The organism is uncultured Gimesia sp. (assembly GCF_963976445.1).
Classification (GTDB): domain Bacteria; phylum Planctomycetota; class Planctomycetia; order Planctomycetales; family Planctomycetaceae; genus Gimesia.
Map to the genome: position 1 here is coordinate 46,640 of NZ_CAXBKP010000004.1, position 22,641 is coordinate 69,280.

The window sequence follows — 22,641 nt, forward strand, 5'->3', positions numbered from 1 at the left end:
AAGTTTTATGTTAGTTCTCTGTGTTGGTTCTCTGTGAAGAGAGTTTTTCTCACAGGTCTATTTTACCATAACGCGTTCGGATTTTCTGCATGGAAATCGCGGATGTTTTTTACGGTGTCCTCAATCGTCTCAAGATCGGAATAGAACATGGCGGTCGGGTCGATCTTTTTCTCTTCCAGAAAATCGATTTCTGAACGAAGCTGCGGCACTTGTGCCAGTTGCGGAAAAACGACTAGCCAGAGCAGTCCCAGTGAGACCGTTAGTAATGTGAACCAACCCCACTGGCGTTTAGTGGTTCCGGCTTTCAGGGTATCTGCTTGTGATGGCGATTGCGGCACGGTAAAGGTCGATCTGTTCGCTGGCTGCTTAAAAAAGTTCGTGAATGACTTCGCCATGATCAATGGCGACCGTCGGTCTGCCGGAATGATCAAGGAAGTGGATTCGGGGATCCATGCCCAGCACGCGGTAAATCGTATGATGAATATGGCCGGGTCGGACAGGACGATCTGCGGGTGCTTCTCCGAGTCGATTTGTTGCTCCGATGATGCGTCCCCCCTTCACGCCGCCGCCGCCCATCAGACAGAACATGGCATTGCCCCAGTGATCGCGGCCGGGAGTTCCCTTGCTCAACGGGGGGCCACCGTTCCCACCATTATTCATGCGGGGGGTACGACTGAATTCACCACACAGGACGACCAGAACTTTTTCGCTTAAGCCACGTTGGGCGAGGTCTCCAAACAGCGCACTGACGGCCTGGTCGACGCGGGGAAGATAACTTTCGTAACCGCTTTTCAGATTCCAGTGATGATCCCAGCCACCGAAGTGAACGGTGACGAAGGTGGTTCCTGCTTCCACTAGACGGCGTGCGAGCAACACGCTTTGGCCCCAAGTGTGGCGGCCGTATTGATCCCGGATTTGGTCGTCTTCTGAATTCAAGTCAAACGCTAACCGGGCTCGATCACCGGTCACCATCTCATAGGCTTTCTGATCCAGCCGGTCCATGGAACTCAGCATGCCCGACTGATCCACGTCTTTACGAAGTGTGTCGAATGTTTTTAAGAGTTGTTTGCGATCTTTGAGGCGTTCGATTGATAGTCCATTCGCCAGATTCAAATTTTTGACCTGAAAGTTCTTATTGTTGGGGTCCGAGCCGGTTTCAAAGGGATCGTTTTGTACTCCCAGAAAGTTTCCCCCGAAGTAACCCGGTCGTAAACCGATACTGGATGCATAAGGGACGGAAACATAAGAGGGCATGCTGGGATCGCGCGGGCCGAGCACTTTGGTTGCCATGGAACTGATGGAAGGATTACGCCCGGGGGTGCTGCCGCCGCTGACACCGCCGCGACCGGTGAGCATCCAGTGTCCGCCTGTGAAATGGTCGCCGGTATTATGATGCAGCGAACGAACGATGGAAAACTTATCCGCACATTTGGCCTGCAGGGGAAACATCTCTGTGATGTCCATCCCGGGAACGTTGGTGTGGACCGGATTCCAAATTCCCCGATTCTCACTGGGAGCTTCGGGCTTCATGTCATACATATCCATATGACTGGGGCCGCCGTCGAGCCAGAGTAGAATGACGGAAGTATCTTTCTTCGTGACTCCGTTTTGCTCGGCCTGGGCTTTCGCATGTAAAATTTGAGAGAGGCTTGCCGCACCCATTCCTGCGACACCGGTTTGCAGAAAATGACGTCGATTGATGCCATCGCAGTACTTACCAGTATTTCCAAATTCAACACGGAACATAATTCGGGATCCTTTGTGCGAATCAACGATAAGAGATCATTTATGTGTTCATTTTATGATTGAGAATCCGGTTTCGTCAATAATGAAGTGCTTCGATTTCGAATCTTTGGCACGTCTCTTTGAGAATAGTACTGTTTTACGGGACTGAGCTTCTCGCTGGAGTCTTAATTGGTGCCATTTGCTTTCAGTTTGGCAGCGCGATAAATGACGCCATTGATTTCGCCCCCCATCATCAGGATGGCACCGGTCAGGTAGAGCCAGACCAGGAGCACGATGAATCCCCCCAGAGTGCCATAGGTTTCGTTGTAATGGGCAAAGTTCTCGACGTAAATTCGAAAGCCCTGTAGCATGGTCACCCAGCTGATGACCACAAACAGGCTGCCTGGCGTAACGATTTTCCAAGGGAGTTTCACACTGGGAACGGCCCAGTAGATCACCGATGTGGAAATCAGCATAAAGCCGCAGGCAACCGACCAGCGTGTACCGGCAGAGAGGAGTAGATGTAACCAGGGCGCGTAAAAGTTGGCCAACAGTAATTTCGCCAGTTCCGGACCAATGACAAGCAGGATCATGGAAAGCAGTAACAGGATTAAAACGCCAAAGGTGAGCAGCAAAGCGACACCTCCCGATCTCCAGAAGGTGCGACGACGGTCGACTTCGAATACGGCGTCCAGGCCGGTTCCCATCGTGAAAAACAGCCGCGTGCCTCCCAGAGAGAGTAGAAAGACGCCACCGGTAATCAGGCTGATGCTTGTTTTCTGTTGAATATCTGCGATCTGGGCAAACAGCAGCGCGGAGACGTTTGATGGTAGTCCCTGATTGATGGCATTTTCCATACTCAGAATCAGACCCTGGATCGGCAGTTGAGCCACACAGGCGATGATGACCATTAACAGAGGGAAGAGTGTGAATATTGCATAATAGGCGAATTGTGCGCTTTGGGCGCTGAGTCTGTGCTTGTTGTAGCCCTTTATGGACTGGTAAATCAAATCCCAGGGAGTCAGTCCGCCAAATCGCCACATGGCCCGAAAACCGATTTTTCCCAGTTGTATCTGTTCCTGCTCCGTCATATCTGACCGTTCTTAAGTGTTGCGGTGAAAATAAGTTACTAATGGAAGTCTACAAAAAACTCTCTGATAAGAAATATCGTCATTATTTACATAATCGTTAAAGGTTAACATTTTGAAATACCGATAAGTGAGATAATGGGAACTCTTTTTCAAAAAGGGTCCGATTTCAAACTGTGAGTTGTCTTCAAATTTTTACGTTCAGAGATTGACCGGATTTCAAAATGAATTCGTTGCTGAAACTAAGTGCGGGAATTTTACTGTGTCTGCCCTTAACTGGCTGTGCTGGCCCCGGCTATTATGACCCTGCGACCGGCATGGTCTGTAGCGGCGATATGTATGGCCCTACGAATATGATGGATGATATCAAATGCTCTCTCTCCAAGCACCGCGCACAGCGAATGCAAAAGCAGTGCTGTAATCCTTGTAACACATGCAATACCTGTGATCCTTGTCGCGGCGGCGGTTTTGGATCGTCCATTCCCGGTATGTTGTCTTCGGGAACTTTCAGCTATGGTTCGGATGATGGGGCAATGGAAACTTCGCCGATGAACTCTTATCCCACACCGACTTATGCACCCCAGTCAAGTTGTCCCACCTGTGGGCCTCAAGGCGGTCAAGGCGGGACGTTCATGAACGAGTCGATGATGAATGAATCCATGATGCCCGAAATGAGTTCGCCGGCTTTGCAAGCACCGACGACCATTGTGCCACAGAAAATTACACCCGTTCCAGAACACGGACATCCAGGCGTCATCAATAAGCCGGCTCCAGCACCTGCTGCAGAAGAGCCGATGTCTTATGTACCACCGGCGTTGTTACACGCTCCGACCATGATCCCCAATAGTGCCAGTCCGAATCCGGGAGCACGTCCGGTGCAATGGGTACCCGCTCAGATTCATTAAATGGACATCTTGAGTACGACTGGCGATTCGATCCAAAGGAGGTGTTGAGTGTCTCAGTATGATTTTACAAATCAGAAGGGGCCTCAACAGAACTGGTTTGGCAGACATTCCTTTCTGATCCTGGCTTCACTCGGTTTCTTCAGCCTGTTCACAACAGAGGCTGTTGCCACGATTTATGAAGTCGGCCCCGAGCAGAAATATCTTTCTGTTGAGAAAGTTCCCTGGGAAAGTCTGGTCGCGGGTGATGAGGTTCGCATTCATTGGCGGCCTAAGCCTTATCATACCAAGTGGGTCCTTTGTCGTCGGGGAACGAAAGACAAGCCGATTGTGGTCAAAGGGATTCCTTCCGAGAAGGGGGAGTTACCGGTAATCGACGGGCGTCGTGCGGTCACGCGTCCCCAATTACGCTTTTGGGGCGAACAGCGGGGGATCATCAAAATTGGTGGTGCCCGGGATCCGGCGGATACCATGCCCGCTTATATTGTGATAGAGAATCTGGACATTCGCAGCGCGCGGCCCTCTTTTTTCTATTTCAGCTCTGATGGATTGCAGAAATACTTCCAGAATGCGGCTGCGATCTTTATTGAAAAAGGGGAGCACATCACGATTCGCAACTGTTATCTGCACGATTGTGGAAACGGTCTGTTTGTGGCGTATGAGACGAAGGATCTGCTGATCGAAAACTGTTCGATCTATCATAACGGGATCGCGAATAGCTATTACGAACACAATGTCTATACGGAAGCCGCTGGAATTATCTTCCAGGGAAATTATCTGGGTCCCTTGCGCAAAGACTGTCTGGGCAATAATCTCAAAGATCGTTCGGCCGGTCTTGTCGTCCGCTACAACTGGATTGAAAGCGGCAACCGTCAACTTGACCTCGTTGATACCGAGGGAGGCGATACGATTCGTTATGATCCCCGCTATCGATCGACCTATGTGTATGGCAACGTGCTTATCAAACGAAAAGAAGATTCCAACAGTCAGGTGGTCCACTATGGTGGAGATAGTGGTGATGAGAGCGCCTATCGAAAGGGTACGCTCTTCTTTTATAACAACACAGTTGTCACCCGCCGTCCTTCCTCGACATTGGTTCGATTATCGACGAATAGCGAACATCTGGCCTGTCGTAATAACATCTTATATACATCAAATGCGGGCAATAGCTTTTCGATTCTGGATGAAAAGGGAACAGCCAGTCTCAGCTATAACTGGATTAAAAAAGGCTGGAAAGCCGCTCATTCCAGTCGATTTGGGAATGTTAGTTCGGAACACGAAATTTATTCCGGCGACGATCCCGGATTTCAGGATGAAGAAAAGAATCTATTTTTTCTGACGGCGAAATCCGCTTGCTTGAACAAAGCGGGGCGATTACCAGAAGCGGTTCAGAAAAACTTCCCGATTCAAAAACAATTCAAAGGTCCTCGAGGAATAAAAAAACGCCCCGCAGATTCATTAAAAGATCTGGGGGCGCTCGGTAGAGAATCGGAAGAGTAAGCAGACTTCGTTTACTTGCTCGACGGGTATTGGCCGGCGACTTCGACCAGCGTTTTGACCATGCAGCCTGTGCCGCCTCCTTCACGATGAGGGAGATTCGCCGCGGCAAACGCCGGGCCAGCGATATCGAGGTGAACCCAGGGGGTTTCATTGATAAAGTTTTCGAGGAACTTCGCAGCGGTAATCGCACCACCCCAGCGGGTTCCGATATTCTTCAAGTCGGCGACATCACTTTTGAGTTGTTCGCCAAACTGAGGAAGCATGGGCATTTCCCAGACATCTTCTCCGCTGTTTTGTGCGGCATGCTGAACGGCTTTTGACCAGTCGGCATTGTTCGAAAAGACGCCGGTGATTTCTTCACCCAACGCAACTACACACGCACCGGTTAGCGTTGCAAGATCGATAACATTGGATGCACCACGATCGACGGCGAATGTGAGCACATCGGCTAAGACCAGACGGCCTTCGGCATCCGTATTCAGCACTTCAATTGTCTTGCCGTTACGTGCTGTCAGAACGTCGCCGAGTTTATACGAGGAACCATTCACCATATTTTCGACCAGTCCCATATAGCCGATGACATTCACGGGCAATTTGAGCCGGGCGATGGCAGTCATAGCGCCCAGCACGGCGGCTGCTCCACCCATATCGCATTTCATGGTTTTCATACCATCACCCAGTTTGAGTGACAAGCCCCCGCTGTCGAAGGTAACCCCTTTTCCTACAAGAGCCAGCGTTGGTGCAGAGGGATCGGCGCCTGCATGTTTGAGAATGGCGAGGCGCGCTGGTTGATCACTACCTTGCGCGACTGCCAGCATGGAGCCCATCTTTTCCTGTTTGAGCTGTTTTTCATCGAGAATTTCGGAGTCCAGTCCATATTCTTTGGCGACTTCGACAACGCGGTCGGCAAAAGTGATCGGGAAAATATCACCAGCGTGACGGTTTACCATTTCCCGCGCCAGATTGATCGAGTCTCCTAAAATCGTGCCGCGTTCCACCGCCTGCTGACCGGCACTCTGGTCTATTGCGTCCGTGCCGACAATTAGCAATTCCTGAAATGGAAATCGTGCTGCTTCTTTCCGGTAGAGATCCTGTCCGACCGAACCGACGTTCATTGCAGACGTCACCACACACGCGATTTGTTCTGTAGAAAGAGTCTTGTTTTCCAATTCGGGAAGCAGAGCTGCTGCTGTTGTGTTTTGTTTGGCGGAGATCGTGCGGGCGGCAGTCATCATCGCTTTTTCCAGCGATGCCAGAGAGACCTCAGCATCAGGACCTAAGCCAACCAGCAGGATTCGCGGTGTTTTGATTTCTGTTAAGCCAAGCAGGGACGATGTTGTCGCCAGTTTGCCGGTGAAATCTTCGCTTTCGATCAGGCGAGAGATCAACCCGTTTAATGTTTTATCCAGTTGCGCAACTGTGGTGCTTAACGGAGCCGACTCGGCCAGACCGATGACCAGCCAGTCAGCAGAGAGAGAGGAAATGGATTCATTCGTAAATTGCGTTCCCATTAGTTCTTCAAATCCCTTTATCGATGGAAAAGTGCAGAGTAAGATAAGTTGTCTGACAGTTTAACAAATCAGGAGTAAAAACCCAATGAGAGATATCAGGATCGCTGCCGTCCAGTTTGAGCACCACAATGGGGACAAAGCTGCGAATTTGCAGCGAATCCGTGAACTCGCTCATCAAGCGGTGGAGCAGGGAGCAGAAATTGTCAGCTTTCATGAATGTTGTATTCCGGCTTACACGTTCGTGCAATCATTTTCTAAGGAAGAACTGATTGAATTGGCCGAGCCTGTTCCAAACGGGCCGAGTACGCAGGAGCTGATGCAGATTTCAAAGGAAGTTGGCGTTCCCATTCTGGCAGGTCTGTTCGAAGTCGATCAGGGGGAAGTCTACAATACGTATATTTGCGTGGATGGAACTGAACTGCTGGCTCGATTTCGAAAGCTGCATGCATTTGTGAATTCGCATCTTTCTTCGGGCGATGAATACGTCGTGTTTGATGTGCGGGGGTGTCGTTGCGGAATTCTGATCTGTTACGATAATAATCTGGTCGAAAATGTGCGGATGACGGCGATGCTCGGGGCGGATATTATTTTCATGCCGCATGTTACCTGTTGTCTGCCGTCGGTCATGCCCGGTCGGGGTCTGGTCGATCCGAAGCTCTGGCACAATCGGGATCGGGACCCGGTGCGACTGAGACAGGAATTTCAGGGACCAAAAGGGAAAGGCTGGCTGATGCGCTGGCTGCCAGCGCGGGCCTATGATAATGGAGTCTACGTGGTGTTCACCAATCCGGTTGGCATGGATGATGAGGAAGTCAAACCGGGGCTGTCAATGATTCTGGATCCGTTCGGTGAAATCATCGCCGAATGTACGAAGCTGGGTGATGACATTGCCATCGCGCTCTGCACGGAAGAAAAACTGGGCCAGGCCGGGGGGCGACGTTACATTCGTGCGCGACGCCCGGAACTCTATGGCAAACTGGTTGAGCCATCTGAGACGCCATCGGTGACGGAACCAGGGTGGGAATTAAAACCGTCCAGTTGAAACGACTACTATGGTTTCAAGGCCGGGTCGTCGAAGCCTGCTTCGGCGAATCCTTTGGTGCGGAGTTGGCAGGAATCGCAGTGACCGCAGGGGGTGCCATCAGGAAGGGGATCGTAGCAGCTGTGGGTCAGACCGTAGTCGACTCCCAGCGCCATGCCCTGTTTGATGATCTCGGCTTTGGTCAACGAGATCAGCGGAGTATGCATTTTCCAGTTCCCCGAATGTTCCACACCGGTTTTCGTCGCCAGCGAAGCCACTTTCTGAAACGCGTTGATGAACTCCGGGCGGCAATCGGGATAGCCGCTGTAATCGACGGCGTTCACGCCAATGAAGAGATCGAAGGCATTCAGCGTTTCCGCCCAGGCGAGAGCGAGTGAAAGGAACACGGTATTGCGTGCGGGAACATAGGTGATCGGGATGCCGGTTTCCAGATCGTGTTCGCTCCGGTCTTTGGGGACTTCGATGTCTGCCGTCAGTGCCGAGCCTCCGAAGACGCGCAAGTCGAGTGGAAAGATGACAAACTGTTTGACGTCGAACGTCTGACAGACTTTTTTGGCTGCTTCCAGCTCGTGGCGATGCCGTTGTCCATAGTCGAACGAGAGTGCATACAATTCAAATCCGGCGTCCGCAGCGATGGCCAGTGTGGTTGCGGAATCGAGACCGCCACTCACCAGGACGACGGCTTTGGGGGGATCATTTGTCATTAATATCAACACTCCTCAGTAGATCTTGCGCTAAACAAGAAACCTATCAGGAGCGTTCAGAGGATGCAATCCTCTCGGAAAGCGGGATCTGGTTTTTCGCGAACTCAGGGCGAGATTCAATCAGAATCCATACTGCTCCGCCAGAGCAAGTGCGGCGAAGCGATTTCGCGATCCCGTGTATTGATAGCCGAATGGAATGATGCGTGGGTTATACATGCGATCATAATTGCCGAAGCCGCGGAACTGCAGCGAGCCAAAACGGAACGAAGGTCGGTAACCACTGTAGTAGAAAGAGTGACCTGGATAGGGAGTACCAAACCAGTTAGATCGGATCAGATCGCTATACATGTTAAGAGCGGGGATTGATTGCAGGTTCGCAAAATAGGAGTTCTGCGACGAGGGATACGAATATCGATTCCGTGAAGTTACACGATTCATCACGGGATGACAGGATGGTTTGCAGTGCGAGCACTCTGGTTGTGGAGCTACCGCAGGGACGTTTCGCGGGACAACGATGATAGAATCAGTGGCAGAATCAGTCGCCTTTTCTGATGAGTCATTGAGGTCAGGTCCATTCACGATGGGAAAGTGGAATTCCCGAGTGGCATAAGAGTCCAGCCCGGGTGCGGGGGAAATCTCAACAGTCCAGGTTGGCGTTGTGTCCGGTTTTGTAGAGGACGGCTCTGGTTTAGACGCTTCAATCGCTGCGGCAGATGTTGGCTGCGCACTGTTGATCAGAATGGCGGAGACGGTCAGGATGAATGTCAGGATGTTTTTCATGGTCAGTACTTTTGAACTTGGATCGAGAGACGGCAGCGATCGTCTCGTTATTCAACTCTAAAAACGCTGAAATCCATCCTAGGGGGACAAATAGACCATTTACCAACAAAAATCCCGATTCTGCGGCGAAAATGCATAAATTATGGTGTCATTTTGACTCGGGGCCGGTGATCGGCTTGATGGATGGCGGTCCGCAGATTAATCTGCCTATGCGTCGTTTGAACAATACGGCAAGCGATGCTGGGACTTACATTCATATACGTAATGCAGTGGAGAAACACCGTGGCCGCAAAAGCCTGGGGAGGACGATTTCAACAGCAGACTGACGCGCGTGTTGAAGCGTTTACAGAATCGATCAGTTTTGACAGCCGACTGGCGGCGGTGGACATTCAGGGCTCACAGGCACATGCCCGCATGCTGGCCAAAGTCGGTCTGATTACCGATGACGAATGCCGGCAGATTATTGAAACGTTGACGCAGATCGGCGGCGAAATTGAACGGGGCGAGTTTGAGTTTCGCTTTGAGCTTGAAGACATCCACATGCACATTGAGAGTGCGCTGACAGAACGCGTCGGCGATGTAGGCCGTAAGCTGCATACGGCCCGCAGTCGCAATGATCAGGTTTCGACCGATTTGAAACTTTATACCCGTGAAGCGATTCAGCGGATTGACGGCCTGCTCAAAGATCTGCAGGTGGCGTTTGTCGAACGGTGCGAACAGGACAAGGATCTGGTGCTGCCCGGCTTTACGCATTTGCAGAGAGCCCAGCCGGTGAAGGCCGCCCATTACTGGCTCGCGTATTGTGAGAAGTTTGATCGGGATCGTCAGCGTCTGGCGGATTGTCTGAAGCGGGTGAATATCTCTCCTTTGGGAGGCGCGGCACTCGCGGGGACGTCACTGCCGATCGACCGGCACTATTCAGCGGAGTTACTGGGATTTACCGATGTGGCCCGTAACAGTCTGGATATTTCCAGTGACCGGGATTACCTGGCCGAGTTCTGTTTCTGCATGGCTCTGGTGGCGACGCACTTGAGCAACTGGGCGGAAGAATGGATCGCCTGGTTTTCGACCGAGTTCGGGTTCATCAAACTGCCTGATGCGTTTACGACCGGTTCATCGATTATGCCTCAAAAACGGAATCCGGATGTACTGGAGTTGATTCGCGGAAAGTCGGCTCGACCGATTGCGGACGTGCAGCAGATTCTGGTGCTGCTCAAAGGGCTGCCGATGGCGTACAACCGCGATATGCAGGAAGATAAGCTGGCGATGTTTGACTCTTACGATACAGTCGCCGCTTGTCTGGAACTGGCGGCGGCGATGGTCGAAGGGGCCGAACTGCAGCAGGAAACGATTACTGCCAAGCTGGAAGATGGTTTCCTCGATGCGACCGCGTTAATGGAGTACCTGATCAAAAAAGGAACTCCGATGCGAACCGGTCATGGCATTGTCGGCAAGCTGGTGGCGTTGTGCGAATCACGGCCGTGTCGGTTGGTTGATCTCTCGCTGGAAGAGTTACAGCAAGCCTGCCCGCAGATTGAAGATGATATTTATCAGGTACTGGGCGCACGCAACGCGATGGCGGCTTTGTGCAGTTACGGTTCCGGGGGCGAAGCACCGGTGAAAGAGCAATGGCAATACTGGAAAGAAAAGCTTGGCTTATAACATAGAGTTTGCCCGATTCTGGTTCGTCTCATTCGATCTGCTGAAAACTGACATTAAACGTTCATGAGAAATATCAAACTAACGCTGGCCTATGATGGAGCGGAGTATGCCGGTTGGCAGGTGCAGCCGAACGGCCTCTCGGTTCAGGCGTGTGTGGAATCGGCTATCGAAAAGTTGACGCGACAGAAAAGCGGCGTCCTGGTAGCAGGGCGTACCGATGCCGGCGTGCATGCGCTGGGGCAGGTGGCGAATTTTCAAACGACCTCCTCGATTCCCTGTAAGAACATTCAATCGGGCTTACAGCGTTTTCTACCAGACAGCATTTGTGTGAGACAGGCCGAAGAGGTCGCTACGGAATTTCATGCGACTTATTCGGCGGTTCGCAAGCGATATCGCTATGTGATTCATAATACGTCTGTTGGTTATCCATTTCTGAAGCGGTATGTTTGTGAATTCGGCAGGCCTCTGGATGCCGCACAGATGCATGTGGCCGGCCAGTTTTTGCTGGGCAAGCACGATTTCCGCTGCTTTGAATCGCACTTTCCCAATAAAGCGACGAGTGTACGCACTATTCAGGAGTTGACGGTGCAGCGTACGTCAGTCTGGCCGGTGTGGGGCGCGGATGTGCTACAGGCAACGCCAGATGAGAAATCATTGTCTGCGGAATTTATTACGATGGATATCGTCGCAGATGGTTTTTTATACAATATGGTGCGTGCGATTGCCGGGACGTTACTCGAAGTAGGAGTCGGACGCTGGTCGCCTGGATGTGTACAAAAGATTCTGGTGTCCATGGACCGTTCGCAAGCCGGAGCCACCGCAGCCGCTGGTGGGCTGTATCTGGTTCGAGTTGACTATGAGAGCTGATTTTCTCACATTAGGTTTAATCCATTTGGTGCAGAATACCGTTATCAGAATGTCAGTCTGTCGATAGGACTATTGATCGTCACTCAATCCGGAAAGGGAACGATGAGTCAACAACCCCCTCCTTTGCCTCCTCAAGACGCAGATGAGCCTCTTTTCCTCGAAGAATCTTCTTTTGAGGAAGGGGGAGAACGGATCGATGATGACAAGGGGCGTATTTTTCCATGTGAGGGTTGTGGCTCTGATCTGGTCTTTCACATTCAAACGCAAAGTCTGAAATGTGCGCATTGTGGCTTTGAGAAAGCGATCGGCTTTTCGGAAGACGAATCGATCGACGAGCAGGATTTTTATGGGATGCTGGTCCACCTGCAGGAACAGCGCGAACAGCAGCTTGATGCGGGGGAAGAAGAAGAGGGGGAGCAGGAAGTCCGGTGTGAAAGCTGTGGCGCCACTTTGATGTTTGTGGATACGGTGACGAGTTCCGAGTGTCCTTATTGTGCTTCACCCATGCAACTGGAAAACGCACATACATCTGACAAACGCGTTCCCGTAGATGCGGTTTTGCCGTTTCAAATTGAGCAGCAGGTGGCGCGGCAGAATCTGCGCAGTTGGGTGAAATCGTTATGGTTTGCTCCCAACGAGTTTGTGGAAAAAGGGGCCGAGGGAACCTTTCATGGCGTCTACCTGCCGTATTTCACATTTGACAGTATGACCAGCACACAATACCGCGGGCAGCGTGGTGAGTATTATTATGTGACAGTGGGCACGGGAAAGAATCGCCGTCAGGTACGACGGACGCGCTGGTATCCCGCTTCAGGAGAATTTCAACGTTTTTTTGATGATGTGGTTATTCTGGCTTCCAGGGGGTTGCCTCGAAAATTGATTCGGGAGCTGGAACCGTTTCCGATGCAGCTGCTCGTTCCGTTTCGTCACGCATTACTGGCGGGGTTTACTGCCCGGACTTATGATGTGGAACTGGAAGCTGGTTTCGGCTTAGGCCGAGAACGGATCGATTCTGCCTTGTATTCTGATGCCTGCAGTCGAATTGGCGGCGATACCCAACGGATCGATTCGATACAGAGCCAGTACGATGCGATTACTTATAAGCATTTGTTACTGCCTTTGTGGCTGATGACTTATAAGTATAAGGACAAGCTGTACCAGGTGGCCGTAAATGCGGCGACCGGAGAAGTACACGGGGAGCGTCCTTACAGTTGGGTGAAAATCATGTTGGCCTCGCTGGCGGCGGCGGTTGTGGGAATAGGAGGATTTGCGCTCTCACAAAGCTGATTTAGTGCCCATTGTCCCCTGGTAGACGTGAAATCGTAGCGTGGCTGGCTATCTTAACACCTTTTTTCTCCTCAATTTGGATGAGTCTGTAGAAATTAGAAACTGATGCCTCTGAACGGTTGCTGATCAGCCTGCAGGGAGGTAAAAAAACAGAGATAACTTCAATATTTAGCCTTGAGATAGGTTCACTGAGCAAAATTCATTGTTAAGGAGTGATAAAGAGATGAATCATCCGATTCGAGTTGCAGTTACCGGGGCAGCAGGCCAGATTGGTTATGCCATGTTGTTCCGTCTGGCATCCGGGGAAATTTTTGGCCCCGATCAGCCAGTCATTCTTCATCTCGTCGAAGTTCCTCCCGTGCTGTCTGCATTGGACGGAGTGGAGATGGAACTGGAAGATTGTGCCTTCCCAACTTTGGCAGGGGTTGTGAAAGCAGACAGTGATCATCTGGAAGATGCCTTTGCGGATTGTAACTTCGTGATTTGTGTCGGAAGTATTCCTCGAAAAGCAGGCATGGAACGGGGCGATTTGATTCGCATCAACGGTCCGATTTTTACCAGCACCGGCAAAGCCATTGAAGCCGCCGCTGCTGATGATGTGCGGGTGTTGGTAGTCGGGAATCCCTGTAACACAAACTGCCTGATCGCCATGAGCAATGCTCCTAAAGTACCCCGTGATCGCTGGTACGCGATGACACGTCTGGATGAGAATCGTGCGGTATCACAGATTGCGAATAAAGCCGGTCAGCCTGTTTCCGCTGTGAAAAATATGAACATCTGGGGGAATCACTCCGCCACTCAGTTCCCTGATTTTTATCACGCGACGATTCATGGTAGTCCTGTTCCTGAAATCATTGAAGACCACGACTGGTTGCGTGGTGAATTCATTGAAACCGTTCAGAAACGTGGTGCCGCTGTGATTTCAGCCCGCGGTGCTTCCAGTGCCGCTTCCGCTGCGAATGCCGCTCTGGACACCATCAAGAGCATCATCACTCCGACCCCGCTCGGAGAAAGCTTCAGTGCTGCTGTCTGCAGTGATGGCAGCTATGGTGTTGATGAAGGCCTGATCTGCGGTTTCCCTTTGACCAGCGATGGCACAACCTGGAAACTCGTTGAAGGCATTGAACACGATGATTTTGCTCAGGCAAAATTCAATGCAACATTGCAGGAATTGCGTGACGAACGCGATGTCGTTCGCGATCTGCTGCCAGGTTAATTCGGTATCAGATGTAAAGTCTTAGTGAAAGAGTCACGCCTCATCGACGTGGCTCTTTCTATTTATAGCACCCTCTTGTGAAATCTCTCAGAGTCGATTATGCAGCCTGAAGAATTACGATCCATCGATAACGAACATGTCTGGCATCCCTTTACTCAGATGCGGGCTCACCGGGATGAAGGTGTGCCGATTATCGAGTCGGGAGAGGGATTCTTTCTAACCGATGTCGACGGGAATACTTATCTTGATGGTGTCTCTTCGCTGTGGTGCAATGTGCACGGTCATTGTGTCCCGGAAATCGATCAGGCGATTCGAGCGCAGTTGGACAAAGTCGCCCATTCGACTCTGTTGGGGTTGGCGAGTGTGCCCTCCATCGAGCTGGCGGGAGAATTAGTCAAACGCGCGCCGGCTGGATTGACGAAAGTCTTCTATTCTGACAGTGGTTCGACGGCGGTGGAGATCGCGCTGAAGATGGCGTATCAATATCATGCACAGAAGGAGACGCCGGACGCACAACCTCGCACTCTGTTTGCCTGCATGCAGCATGCATATCATGGAGATACGATCGGGTCAGTGAGTGTCGGGGGAATCTCGATCTTTCATCAGATCTTCGGTCAGTTGCTGTTTGAGTCGGTGCAGATTCCCTGTCCGAGTGCTTATCACCGTCCGGACGAGTATACGGAAGCCGGCTTCCTCAAGTTCTGTGAACAGGAGCTGGAACGGCTGATTGTTGAGAATCATCAGCGTCTGGCGGCGTTTGTGATTGAACCGCTGGTACAAGGGGCAGCCGGGATGTTGATGCATCCGCCCGGCTATCTCAAGCGGGTACGTGAATTGACGGCCCGCTATGGGATCCCGCTGATTGCCGATGAAGTTGCTGTGGGACTGGGGCGAACTGGAACCATGTTTGCCTGCGAGCAGGAAGGGGTCACGCCTGATTTTCTCTGTCTGGCGAAGGGAATCACCGGTGGCTATCTGCCTCTGGCTGCGACCTTGAGCACCGACGAAATTTTCTCGGCCTTCGATGCGGAGCCTGATGAATATAAAGCGTTTTACCACGGGCACACTTATACTGGCAATTCGCTGGCCTGTGCCGCGGCGCTGGCGACGTTAGAGCTGTTTGATACACAACAGACGTTAGACAACGTTCAGCAAATCACAGAGGTGTTGTCCCAACGGTTATCCGAACTCAAAGATCATCCCCATGTGGGCGAAGTGCGTCACAAGGGGGCAATGGTGGGAATTGAACTGGTTGCCGACCGGGAGACCAAAACTGCGTTTCCCGCAGACAAGCGAATGGGACATCAGGTCACGTTGGCCGCCCGCAAGCAGGGAGTCATTATCCGTCCGCTGGGAGATGTCGTGGTTCTGATGCCAGCTCCTGGGATGTCTGCTGACTTGATTCATCAACTCTGTGATGTGGTATTTGCGGCCATTGATGAAGCAGTGCGATTGCAGGTCGCATAACCGCAATCAGGACTTCTTTTCATCTGTTTTGTCAGAAGCCGATTGGTCCTGTTGTCCCAGTTGTTTGAGGACATCGTTGATATCGACGGTTTTGATGTCTTTGAGGCTGTCCATGGACATGTCGGGCCGTTCCATTAACCGGGCTGTTTTACTGCGGGAAAACTGTTGATCGTTGATGGTAAATCGCCAGATCATAAACGCCAACGCGACGCTGATCACCAGGAACAGACTGACAACGTATTTGGCGGCGCCGGATGAGGATGCGGTTTCCGTAGCTGCGGGAGGAAACCAGCGGATTTGCCCGGCGATGAGCAGTGGGGCTGTCTGGAGTTTACCGGCGGCAGAAGGGTATCCGTACTTTTTGAAGTAATAACCGGTAATCTGAACGGACGGCATATTTTCCAGGTTCGTGCCTTGCGGAATGCCTTCAGGGATCTTTGTGCAAAGCACGCGCCAGGGATGGGTTCCAGAGTCTTTCGAGAAAAACCAGCCCTCATACAGTTTCTGGATGCCATACGAATTTTCATTCACTGTCAGCGGGGTCAACCTTTTGAGCTGCCCTTTGACTGTGATGAGTTGCCCGCGGTGTTTGGGTGATTCGGTCATGATGACGACGAAAGGGGGAGCAGGATCAGCGGACTGTTCCAAAAAGTTCTGGGGGATAGCGGCTGCTTTCGCGAGCAGATAGTACAGGGCGCCCGCTTCATGTTTGCGGATGCCTAGTGTGCTGTCAGTGACCGGGTTCAGCAGCCGCGGATCGACTCGCACATCATATTCCCCGTTTTCCAGTTGTGAATTCACGGTATCAGGAGGCTTGATTTCCGGTGCGAGCTCGGTTCGGAACTCATCCGGTTTCAATTCCGTTTCCTGTTTGACACTGAAATCAATCTCATCTTGGGAAATATCAGTTTGCTGTGCAGCGGGTTCGTCTTTAGGGCGACCTGTGAGCCAGTACCAGCGGCTGGGTTGAGATGCATAATGCATGGCGATGAAGATCACGCCAATCGCTGCGACGAGACGGAATAGGCGGATCTGGTCGCGGCGGCTGAAATAAGAAGGCGTTGTCGATTGTTTATGAAATCGCATTCACCAACGTCCCTTTATTCTCGTTACCACAATCCGTGTTTCTGGAATTCAGGCGACTGCGATCTTACGAACGCAGTGCCTGTAGCCAATCGTATTATTTTCGCTTAGGTTTGTACATATGAGTGGCTTGGCCGAGAAAGCTTTCGGCCGCTTCCATCAGCGTTTCGGAAAGCGTGGGGTGAGCGTGAATGCTTTCCGCCACATCTCCGGCGACTGCTGCCATCTCCACTGCGAGAACTCCCTCGGCGATGAGCTCCCCAGCGCCAGGACCCACGATGCCGACACCCAGGACGCGCCCTGTTTTCTTGTCGAAGATCATTTTGGTCAGTCCTTCCGTGCGGCCCAATGTTTGTGCCCGACCGGAAGCGGCCCAAGGGAAACGCGTGATTTCGACTTCGAGTCCCTGGTCTTTGGCCTCTTGTTCTGTAACGCCGCACCAGGCGATTTCGGGGTCGGTAAAGACGACCGCTGGTATCGCGATGTTATCGAACTCTGCAGGTTCACCGGCGATCGTTTCGACGGCCACTTTTGCTTCCCGGGTGGCTTTGTGTGCCAGCATCGGTTCGCCGGCGATATCGCCGATGGCAAAAATGTGCGGTTCTGCGGTGCGCTGGTTCGAATCGTGTTTAATGAAGCCGCGTTCGTCGAGTTCCAGCTTGGTGTGTTCCAGACCGAGGCCTTTGTTATTCGGACGACGGCCAATGGAAATCAAAACGCGGTCGAATGTCTGTTTGGGTTCGACTCCTTCACCACTCAAGTCGGCGATGATACCGCTGGTGTCGGGAGTCAGCTTTTCGACTTTGGTCTTCAGGTGGATGGCGGCAAAACTCTCGGTCAGTCGTTTTTGTAACGGGCGAACCAGATCGCGGTCGGCACCCGGCAGTAGACCGTCAGTCATTTCGACCACGGTGACTTCCGATCCCAAAGCGGCGTAGACACTGCCCATTTCGAGGCCGATATAACCGCCGCCGACGACGAGTAGTTTCTTCGGAATGTCTGCCAGTTCCAGGGCGCCAGTCGAATCCATGATGCGCGGGTCATCCAGATCAAACACAGGGGGAACCGCCGGTGAAGAACCGGTGGCAACGATAGCATATTTGAAACCGATGGTTTCGGTCGTGCCATCCTGTTTGCTGACTTCGACAGTCTGGGAATCTTTGAAGCGACCGAAGCCTTTGACGATCTCGACGTTGCGGGCGCCCGCCAGTTGTCCGATGCCGCCGGTCAGCTGGGTGACGACTTTGTTTTTGAATTCGCGCAACTGGTCGATATCGATTTTTGGTTTTTCAAAGGAAACGCCCCATGCGGCCGATTCTTTGGTTTCGTTGATCAGTTTGGCAACGTGCAGCAGGGCTTTCGAGGGGATACAGCCTCGGTTCAGACAGACGCCGCCGGGGGCGACGTCATCGTTGACCATGATCACTTTGAAGCCTTTGTCGGCAGCGTCGAATGCAGCAGGGTAACCGCCGGGACCACCACCGATGACAACAATATCCGTTTCTCTGGTTGCTGATCCAGACATAATATGCATTCACCTTCTGTTTATGTTTTGAGCTTTAATACGATTCGAGTTTCGGTCTTTAGCAGTCAACCAGAAGATTGAATGGGTCAGAGAGTAAACTGGAGAGGCGTACGATAAAGCGGGCTGCGTCAGCACCGTTAATCACCCGATGGTCATAAGAGAGCGACAGTGGCAGCATCAAGCGGGGAACGGGTTGATCATTCACCAGTTGGAATTCGTGCCGCGAGCGGGACATTCCCAGAATGGCAACTTCCGGGTAGTTCACAATCGGTGTGAATGAGGTTCCCCCCAGCCCTCCCAGGTTGGTGATGGTAAAGGTGCCGCCCTGCATGTCACTCATTTCCAGTTTGCGATCACGGGCTTTGATGGCCAGCGTGTTCATTTCCTGGGCAATAGTGATGATGTTTTTCTGGTCGACATCTTTGACTACCGGGACGATCAGTCCATTTTCCGTATCCACGGCGACACCGATGTTGATGAATTTCTTCAATATAATTTCATCGGTCTGTGTGTCGAGGCTGGAGTTAAACACAGGGAATTCATGCAGCGCGATGGCAATGGCTTTCATCGCAAGTGCAGTCATGGTGACTTTAGGACCAGAATAGTTGGGTTTGGAAATGAACAGTTTGCGTGCTGTTTCCAGGTCCGTAATATCTGCCAGGTCCTGTTGCGTGACGTGCGGCACAACCTGCCAGGAAAGGCTGAGGTTGTTGGCAGAAACACGCGCGAGTTTTTTCATTTTGGTGCGTTCGACATCGCCAAACTGGCTGAAGTCAGGCAGAGGGGGAACTGCAATGCCACCACCGCCACCAGCAGGGCCACCGCCGGCGATCAGGTTTTTGACATAGTTTTCGACGTTTTCCTGCGTGATGCGACCTCCAGGGCCTGAGCCGCTGACCTGATGCAGGTCGACACCCAGTTTACGGGCCAGTCGCCGCGTGGCAGGTCCGGCGGGAGCAGGAGCTTTGTTAGAAGAGGTAGCAGCAGGAGCCGCGGCCGGTTTGGCTGCTGGTTTGGCGGCCGGAGCGGCAGCCGGGGCAACAGCAGGTGCGGCTGCCGGTTTGGATGCGGCTTCAGGGGCTTTGGTTTCTTCGGCTGCTGGTTCAGCCGGTTTGGCTGCGGGAGCAGATGCTGCCGGGGCGCCATTTGATTCTTCAATCGAAAGCAGAACAGCGCCAATCGCAACGGAGTCGCCTTCTGCAACATTCAATGCGGCGATGGTCCCATTGTAGGGGGATTCGAGTTGGACAACCGCTTTGTCCGTTTCGATGTCCATCAGGACTTGCCCCTCTTCGACGGCATCGCCTACAGCGACCGCGATTTCTCCGACATCCGCCGTTTCGACACCTTCACTTACTTCGGGAAGTTTAAATTCAGTAGCCATAGTTTTGTCGTTCTATCCGTTTAATATTGCTTTAAATATTTTCTTTTCCGTTGCCAGTTATGCGAGACGAGGATTTACTTTATCCGGATCAATTCCGAGTTTTTTGATAATGGCTGGCAGTTTTGTTTTGTCGTACTGACCTTCTTCTGCCAGGGATACCAGTGTTGCGACGACGATGTTTTCGGCGTCAATTTCGAAGTGACGTCGGAGTGATTCGCGTGTCTCACTGCGTCCGAAACCATCGGTTCCGAGAACACAGTAATTTCCAGGAATCGCTTCGCGAATCTGATCGGCTACCAGCTTGATATTATCGCTGGAAGCGATGAATGGTCCCTTGACGCCTTCGAAAGTCGTCTCGAGATAGGATTTCTGAGGTTCCGCATCGGGATGCAGACGATTATGGCGTTCGACATCTTTCACGTTTCTGGCCAACTGGTTGTAGCTGGTCACACTCCAGACGTCGGTGGCGATTTTAAATTTCGCTGCCAGTATCTCCTGAGCGCGGAGGACTTCTCGCAGGATTGGACCGCTACCGAATAGTTGAGGACGCAGGGAAGCGGCCGGTTTTTTCACTTCTTGTGAGCGGAATTTATAGATCCCACTCATGATGCCGTCGACGACATGATCGCCTTCCGGCATGGGCGCCATTTCGTAATTTTCATTGTAGACGGAGATGTAGTAGAAGATCTCTTCGCCTTCCTGATACATCCGACGCATCCCGTCCTGAATAATCACTGCTAATTCATAGGCGTAGGCAGGATCGTATGCCAGGAGTGTGGGGACGGTTGAAGCCATCAGATGGCTGTGTCCGTCTTGATGCTGGAGTCCTTCACCATTAAGTGTGGTGCGTCCCGAAGTTCCGCCGACCAGGAACCCTTTGGTTCGTGAATCAGCGGCGGCCCAGACCAGGTCACCGACGCGCTGGAAACCAAACATCGAGTAGTAGACGTAGAACGGAATCATGTTCACGCCCTGATTGGAGTAAGCCGTTCCGGCAGCGATGAAGGAAGAAATCGCACCGGCTTCGTTGATGCCTTCTTCCAGGATCTGACCATCTTTGGCTTCCCGGTAATACATCAACTGGTCACGGTCGACTGGTTCGTAGAGCTGACCCTGGCTGGCATAAATTCCACATTGTTTGAACAGACCTTCCATACCGAAGGTTCTGGCCTCATCGGGGATGATAGGCACGATGCGTTTGCCGATGACTTTGTCACGGAGCAGGTTGCCCAGCAGGATGCCGAAGGCACCCGTGGTCGATCCGTTTTTGCCGGCCATGCTGTTCATGAATTTCTCAAGCGACTTCAGCGTAGGCGTTTCCAACCGTTCTTCTGTTGGCGTTCTTTTGGGGAGGTATCCGCCGAGTTCTTCCCGTTTTTTCTGCAGGTACTGCATTTCGGGACTGTTTTCATCAGGCTTGTAGAACGGCGTGTTTTTCACATCTTCATCGCGGATGGGAATTCCGAAGCGAGAGCGGAAATCGCGCAGTTCCTCTTCGTTGGCTTTTTTCACGTTATGGGCGACGTTGCGACCTTCGCCGGCTTCGCCGAGTCCGTAACCTTTGATTGTTTTGGCCAGAATGACCGTGGGAGATCCGGTATGATTCACTGCGGCGTTAAAGGCGGCGTAAACTTTTTCTGGATCATGACCACCGCGTCCCATGCGTTTGATTTGATCGTCGGACAGATGTTCTGCCATTTTGGCCAGTTCCGGATTATCGCCGAAGAAATGATCTCGGATGTAGGAACCGGGTTCCACAACATATTTCTGATACTGACCATCGACAACTTCGCCCATCCGTTTCGTAAGGACGCCGTCTTCATCATCAGCCAGCATTTGATCCCAGTCGCTACCCCAGATGACTTTGAGGCAGTTCCAGCCTGCACCACGGAAAGCGGCCTCGAGTTCCTGAATGATCTTGCCGTTTCCACGCACAGGACCGTCTAGACGCTGCAGATTACAGTTAATGACAAAAATCAGGTTGTCCAGATGCTCCCGAGAGGCGAGTGTGATGGCGCCCAGTGTTTCAGGTTCGTCTGTTTCCCCATCGCCGACAAAACACCAGACCTTGGACTTGGATGTATCCATGATTCCACGGTCATGCAGGTAGCGCAGAAAACGGGCGTGGTAAATGGACATGATGGGACCTAGACCCATCGAGACGGTAGGGAACTGCCAGAAGTCTGGCATCAACCAGGGATGCGGGTAAGAAGAAAGTCCGCCGCCCCGAGGCAGTTCCTGCCGGAAACGTTCCAGGTTTTCTTCGGTCAGCCGACCTTCCACAAATGCGCGAGCGTAAACACCTGGTGAAGCGTGACCCTGGAAGTAAACTACATCACCTGAATGGTCTTCGGTTCGTGCATGAAAGAAGTGGTTAAAACCGATTTCCCAGAGCGTCGCCGCTGATGCATAAGTTGAAATATGTCCGCCGATGCCATCGTTATCTTTATTGGCACGAACCACCATCGCCATCGCATTCCAGCGAATAATACTTTTGATTCGCCGTTCAATTTCACGATTGCCTGGAAACGGTGTTTGTTCTTCAAGGGGGATCGTATTGATGTAAGGCGTATTTGCAGTGAAAGGCATCGTCACTCCCTGACGGTAAGCGCGTTCCTGCAAAATTGCTAACACATTTTTTACTCTTTCCTTACCATACCGGATGATCAAATCGTCCAGTGATTCAAACCATTCTTCAAGTTCTGCTGGATCGACTCCAGGCACAGCACCTGTAACTGTTTGTTCTGCCATGGGATAAGGTTCTTTCAACCTGCTTAAGTATTTTCAATGAGCGTAACTCCTCTAAGACGACTCTCCAGAGTCAGCCCGGAAGAAATCACACAGATGAGTGATAAAACTATTCTAGGAATGCATCGTCGTTATGGGAACGATACTGGA

18 protein-coding genes are annotated in these 22,641 nt (G+C 51.9%); 8 read left to right on the top strand and 10 right to left on the bottom strand.

All coding sequences use genetic code 11. The features are described from left to right. Positions 1–62 precede the first annotated feature (62 nt). The 3 genes from AAC022_RS06130 to AAC022_RS06140 form a co-directional block, all read right to left on the bottom strand. Complete coding sequence (locus AAC022_RS06130; RefSeq protein WP_339729044.1) at positions 63–338, bottom strand: hypothetical protein; 276 nt, start codon at positions 336–338, stop codon at positions 63–65. A 28-nt stretch (positions 339–366) separates the two neighbouring features. After that, on the bottom strand, positions 367–1,746 hold the full coding sequence (locus AAC022_RS06135; RefSeq protein ID WP_339729045.1) for a DUF1501 domain-containing protein: 1,380 nt from the start codon (positions 1,744–1,746) through the stop codon (positions 367–369). 164 nt (positions 1,747–1,910) lie between these two features. Beyond that, positions 1,911–2,816: a YihY/virulence factor BrkB family protein gene (locus AAC022_RS06140; protein WP_339729046.1), complete on the bottom strand. Its 906-nt coding sequence runs from the start codon at positions 2,814–2,816 to the stop codon at positions 1,911–1,913. A gap of 221 nt (positions 2,817–3,037) precedes the next feature. Between AAC022_RS06140 and AAC022_RS06145 the strand changes: the two genes are divergently transcribed. Together AAC022_RS06145 and AAC022_RS06150 are read left to right on the top strand one after the other, a co-directional pair. After that, a complete protein-coding gene (locus AAC022_RS06145; RefSeq protein WP_339729048.1) occupies positions 3,038–3,718 on the top strand; it encodes a hypothetical protein in 681 nt (226 codons plus the stop codon). 48 nt (positions 3,719–3,766) lie between these two features. Beyond that, positions 3,767–5,215: a right-handed parallel beta-helix repeat-containing protein gene (locus tag AAC022_RS06150; protein WP_339729049.1), complete on the top strand. Its 1,449-nt coding sequence runs from the start codon at positions 3,767–3,769 to the stop codon at positions 5,213–5,215. Positions 5,216–5,226: 11 nt separating this feature from the next. On the opposite strand, the gene AAC022_RS06155 is transcribed toward AAC022_RS06150, so the two are convergent. Further along, positions 5,227–6,726, bottom strand: coding sequence for a leucyl aminopeptidase (locus tag AAC022_RS06155; protein WP_339729052.1), 1,500 nt, complete (start codon positions 6,724–6,726; stop codon positions 5,227–5,229). A gap of 85 nt (positions 6,727–6,811) precedes the next feature. Here AAC022_RS06155 and AAC022_RS06160 point away from each other — a divergent pair, with 85 nt between their 5' ends. Continuing rightward, positions 6,812–7,768, top strand: a complete 957-nt coding sequence (locus AAC022_RS06160) for a nitrilase family protein (RefSeq protein ID WP_339729055.1) — start codon at positions 6,812–6,814, stop codon at positions 7,766–7,768. An 8-nt stretch (positions 7,769–7,776) separates the two neighbouring features. Here the strand turns inward: AAC022_RS06160 and queC are convergent, their stop codons facing one another. Both queC and AAC022_RS06170 read right to left on the bottom strand, forming a co-directional pair. Continuing rightward, positions 7,777–8,472 carry a 7-cyano-7-deazaguanine synthase QueC gene (gene queC / locus AAC022_RS06165; protein ID WP_339729056.1) on the bottom strand — a complete coding sequence of 232 codons (696 nt, stop codon included), beginning with the start codon at positions 8,470–8,472 and terminating at the stop codon, positions 7,777–7,779. Between the two features lie 120 nt (positions 8,473–8,592). Then, on the bottom strand, positions 8,593–9,252 hold the full coding sequence (locus AAC022_RS06170; protein WP_339729059.1) for a hypothetical protein: 660 nt from the start codon (positions 9,250–9,252) through the stop codon (positions 8,593–8,595). A 282-nt stretch (positions 9,253–9,534) separates the two neighbouring features. On the opposite strand from AAC022_RS06170, the gene argH reads away from it, so the two are divergent. The 5 genes from argH to bioA all read left to right on the top strand — a co-directional run bounded on the left by argH (position 9,535) and on the right by bioA (position 15,751). Beyond that, complete coding sequence (gene argH / locus AAC022_RS06175) at positions 9,535–10,914, top strand: argininosuccinate lyase (RefSeq protein ID WP_339729063.1); 1,380 nt, start codon at positions 9,535–9,537, stop codon at positions 10,912–10,914. Positions 10,915–10,977: 63 nt separating this feature from the next. Beyond that, entirely contained in the window at positions 10,978–11,781 is an 804-nt protein-coding gene (truA, locus tag AAC022_RS06180; protein WP_339729065.1) for a tRNA pseudouridine(38-40) synthase TruA, read from the top strand. A gap of 102 nt (positions 11,782–11,883) precedes the next feature. Further along, positions 11,884–13,068: a hypothetical protein gene (locus AAC022_RS06185; RefSeq protein WP_339729068.1), complete on the top strand. Its 1,185-nt coding sequence runs from the start codon at positions 11,884–11,886 to the stop codon at positions 13,066–13,068. 223 nt (positions 13,069–13,291) lie between these two features. Further along, positions 13,292–14,284 carry a malate dehydrogenase gene (locus AAC022_RS06190; protein ID WP_339729071.1) on the top strand — a complete coding sequence of 331 codons (993 nt, stop codon included), beginning with the start codon at positions 13,292–13,294 and terminating at the stop codon, positions 14,282–14,284. A gap of 99 nt (positions 14,285–14,383) precedes the next feature. Further along, positions 14,384–15,751 (top strand): adenosylmethionine--8-amino-7-oxononanoate transaminase, encoded by a 1,368-nt coding sequence (gene bioA / locus AAC022_RS06195; RefSeq protein ID WP_339729073.1) that lies wholly within the window; start codon positions 14,384–14,386, stop codon positions 15,749–15,751. Positions 15,752–15,757: 6 nt separating this feature from the next. On the opposite strand, the gene AAC022_RS06200 is transcribed toward bioA, so the two are convergent. The 4 genes from AAC022_RS06200 to aceE form a co-directional block, all read right to left on the bottom strand. Beyond that, positions 15,758–16,837 carry a hypothetical protein gene (locus AAC022_RS06200; RefSeq protein ID WP_339729076.1) on the bottom strand — a complete coding sequence of 360 codons (1,080 nt, stop codon included), beginning with the start codon at positions 16,835–16,837 and terminating at the stop codon, positions 15,758–15,760. Positions 16,838–16,931: 94 nt separating this feature from the next. Further along, positions 16,932–18,359: a dihydrolipoyl dehydrogenase gene (gene lpdA / locus AAC022_RS06205; RefSeq protein WP_339729079.1), complete on the bottom strand. Its 1,428-nt coding sequence runs from the start codon at positions 18,357–18,359 to the stop codon at positions 16,932–16,934. Between the two features lie 58 nt (positions 18,360–18,417). Then, on the bottom strand, positions 18,418–19,743 hold the full coding sequence (locus AAC022_RS06210) for a dihydrolipoamide acetyltransferase family protein (RefSeq protein ID WP_339729082.1): 1,326 nt from the start codon (positions 19,741–19,743) through the stop codon (positions 18,418–18,420). A gap of 57 nt (positions 19,744–19,800) precedes the next feature. Further along, positions 19,801–22,494 carry a pyruvate dehydrogenase (acetyl-transferring), homodimeric type gene (gene aceE / locus AAC022_RS06215; protein WP_339729085.1) on the bottom strand — a complete coding sequence of 898 codons (2,694 nt, stop codon included), beginning with the start codon at positions 22,492–22,494 and terminating at the stop codon, positions 19,801–19,803. Between the last annotated feature and the right edge of the window lie 147 nt (positions 22,495–22,641).

What these genes read in the sequence shown, in the direction of transcription:
- AAC022_RS06135 (WP_339729045.1), bottom strand. Translation starts at nt 1,746, where the DNA reads ATGTTCCGTGTTGAATTTGGAAATACTGGTAAGTACTGCGATGGCATC.
- AAC022_RS06140 (WP_339729046.1), bottom strand. Translation starts at nt 2,816, where the DNA reads ATGACGGAGCAGGAACAGATACAACTGGGAAAAATCGGTTTTCGGGCC.
- AAC022_RS06145 (WP_339729048.1), top strand. Translation starts at nt 3,038, where the DNA reads ATGAATTCGTTGCTGAAACTAAGTGCGGGAATTTTACTGTGTCTGCCC.
- AAC022_RS06155 (WP_339729052.1), bottom strand. Translation starts at nt 6,726, where the DNA reads ATGGGAACGCAATTTACGAATGAATCCATTTCCTCTCTCTCTGCTGAC.
- AAC022_RS06160 (WP_339729055.1), top strand. Translation starts at nt 6,812, where the DNA reads ATGAGAGATATCAGGATCGCTGCCGTCCAGTTTGAGCACCACAATGGG.
- queC (WP_339729056.1), bottom strand. Translation starts at nt 8,472, where the DNA reads ATGACAAATGATCCCCCCAAAGCCGTCGTCCTGGTGAGTGGCGGTCTC.
- AAC022_RS06170 (WP_339729059.1), bottom strand. Translation starts at nt 9,252, where the DNA reads ATGAAAAACATCCTGACATTCATCCTGACCGTCTCCGCCATTCTGATC.
- truA (WP_339729065.1), top strand. Translation starts at nt 10,978, where the DNA reads ATGAGAAATATCAAACTAACGCTGGCCTATGATGGAGCGGAGTATGCC.
- AAC022_RS06185 (WP_339729068.1), top strand. Translation starts at nt 11,884, where the DNA reads ATGAGTCAACAACCCCCTCCTTTGCCTCCTCAAGACGCAGATGAGCCT.
- AAC022_RS06190 (WP_339729071.1), top strand. Translation starts at nt 13,292, where the DNA reads ATGAATCATCCGATTCGAGTTGCAGTTACCGGGGCAGCAGGCCAGATT.
- bioA (WP_339729073.1), top strand. Translation starts at nt 14,384, where the DNA reads ATGCAGCCTGAAGAATTACGATCCATCGATAACGAACATGTCTGGCAT.
- AAC022_RS06200 (WP_339729076.1), bottom strand. Translation starts at nt 16,837, where the DNA reads ATGCGATTTCATAAACAATCGACAACGCCTTCTTATTTCAGCCGCCGC.
- lpdA (WP_339729079.1), bottom strand. Translation starts at nt 18,359, where the DNA reads ATGTCTGGATCAGCAACCAGAGAAACGGATATTGTTGTCATCGGTGGT.
- AAC022_RS06210 (WP_339729082.1), bottom strand. Translation starts at nt 19,743, where the DNA reads ATGGCTACTGAATTTAAACTTCCCGAAGTAAGTGAAGGTGTCGAAACG.
- aceE (WP_339729085.1), bottom strand. Translation starts at nt 22,494, where the DNA reads ATGGCAGAACAAACAGTTACAGGTGCTGTGCCTGGAGTCGATCCAGCA.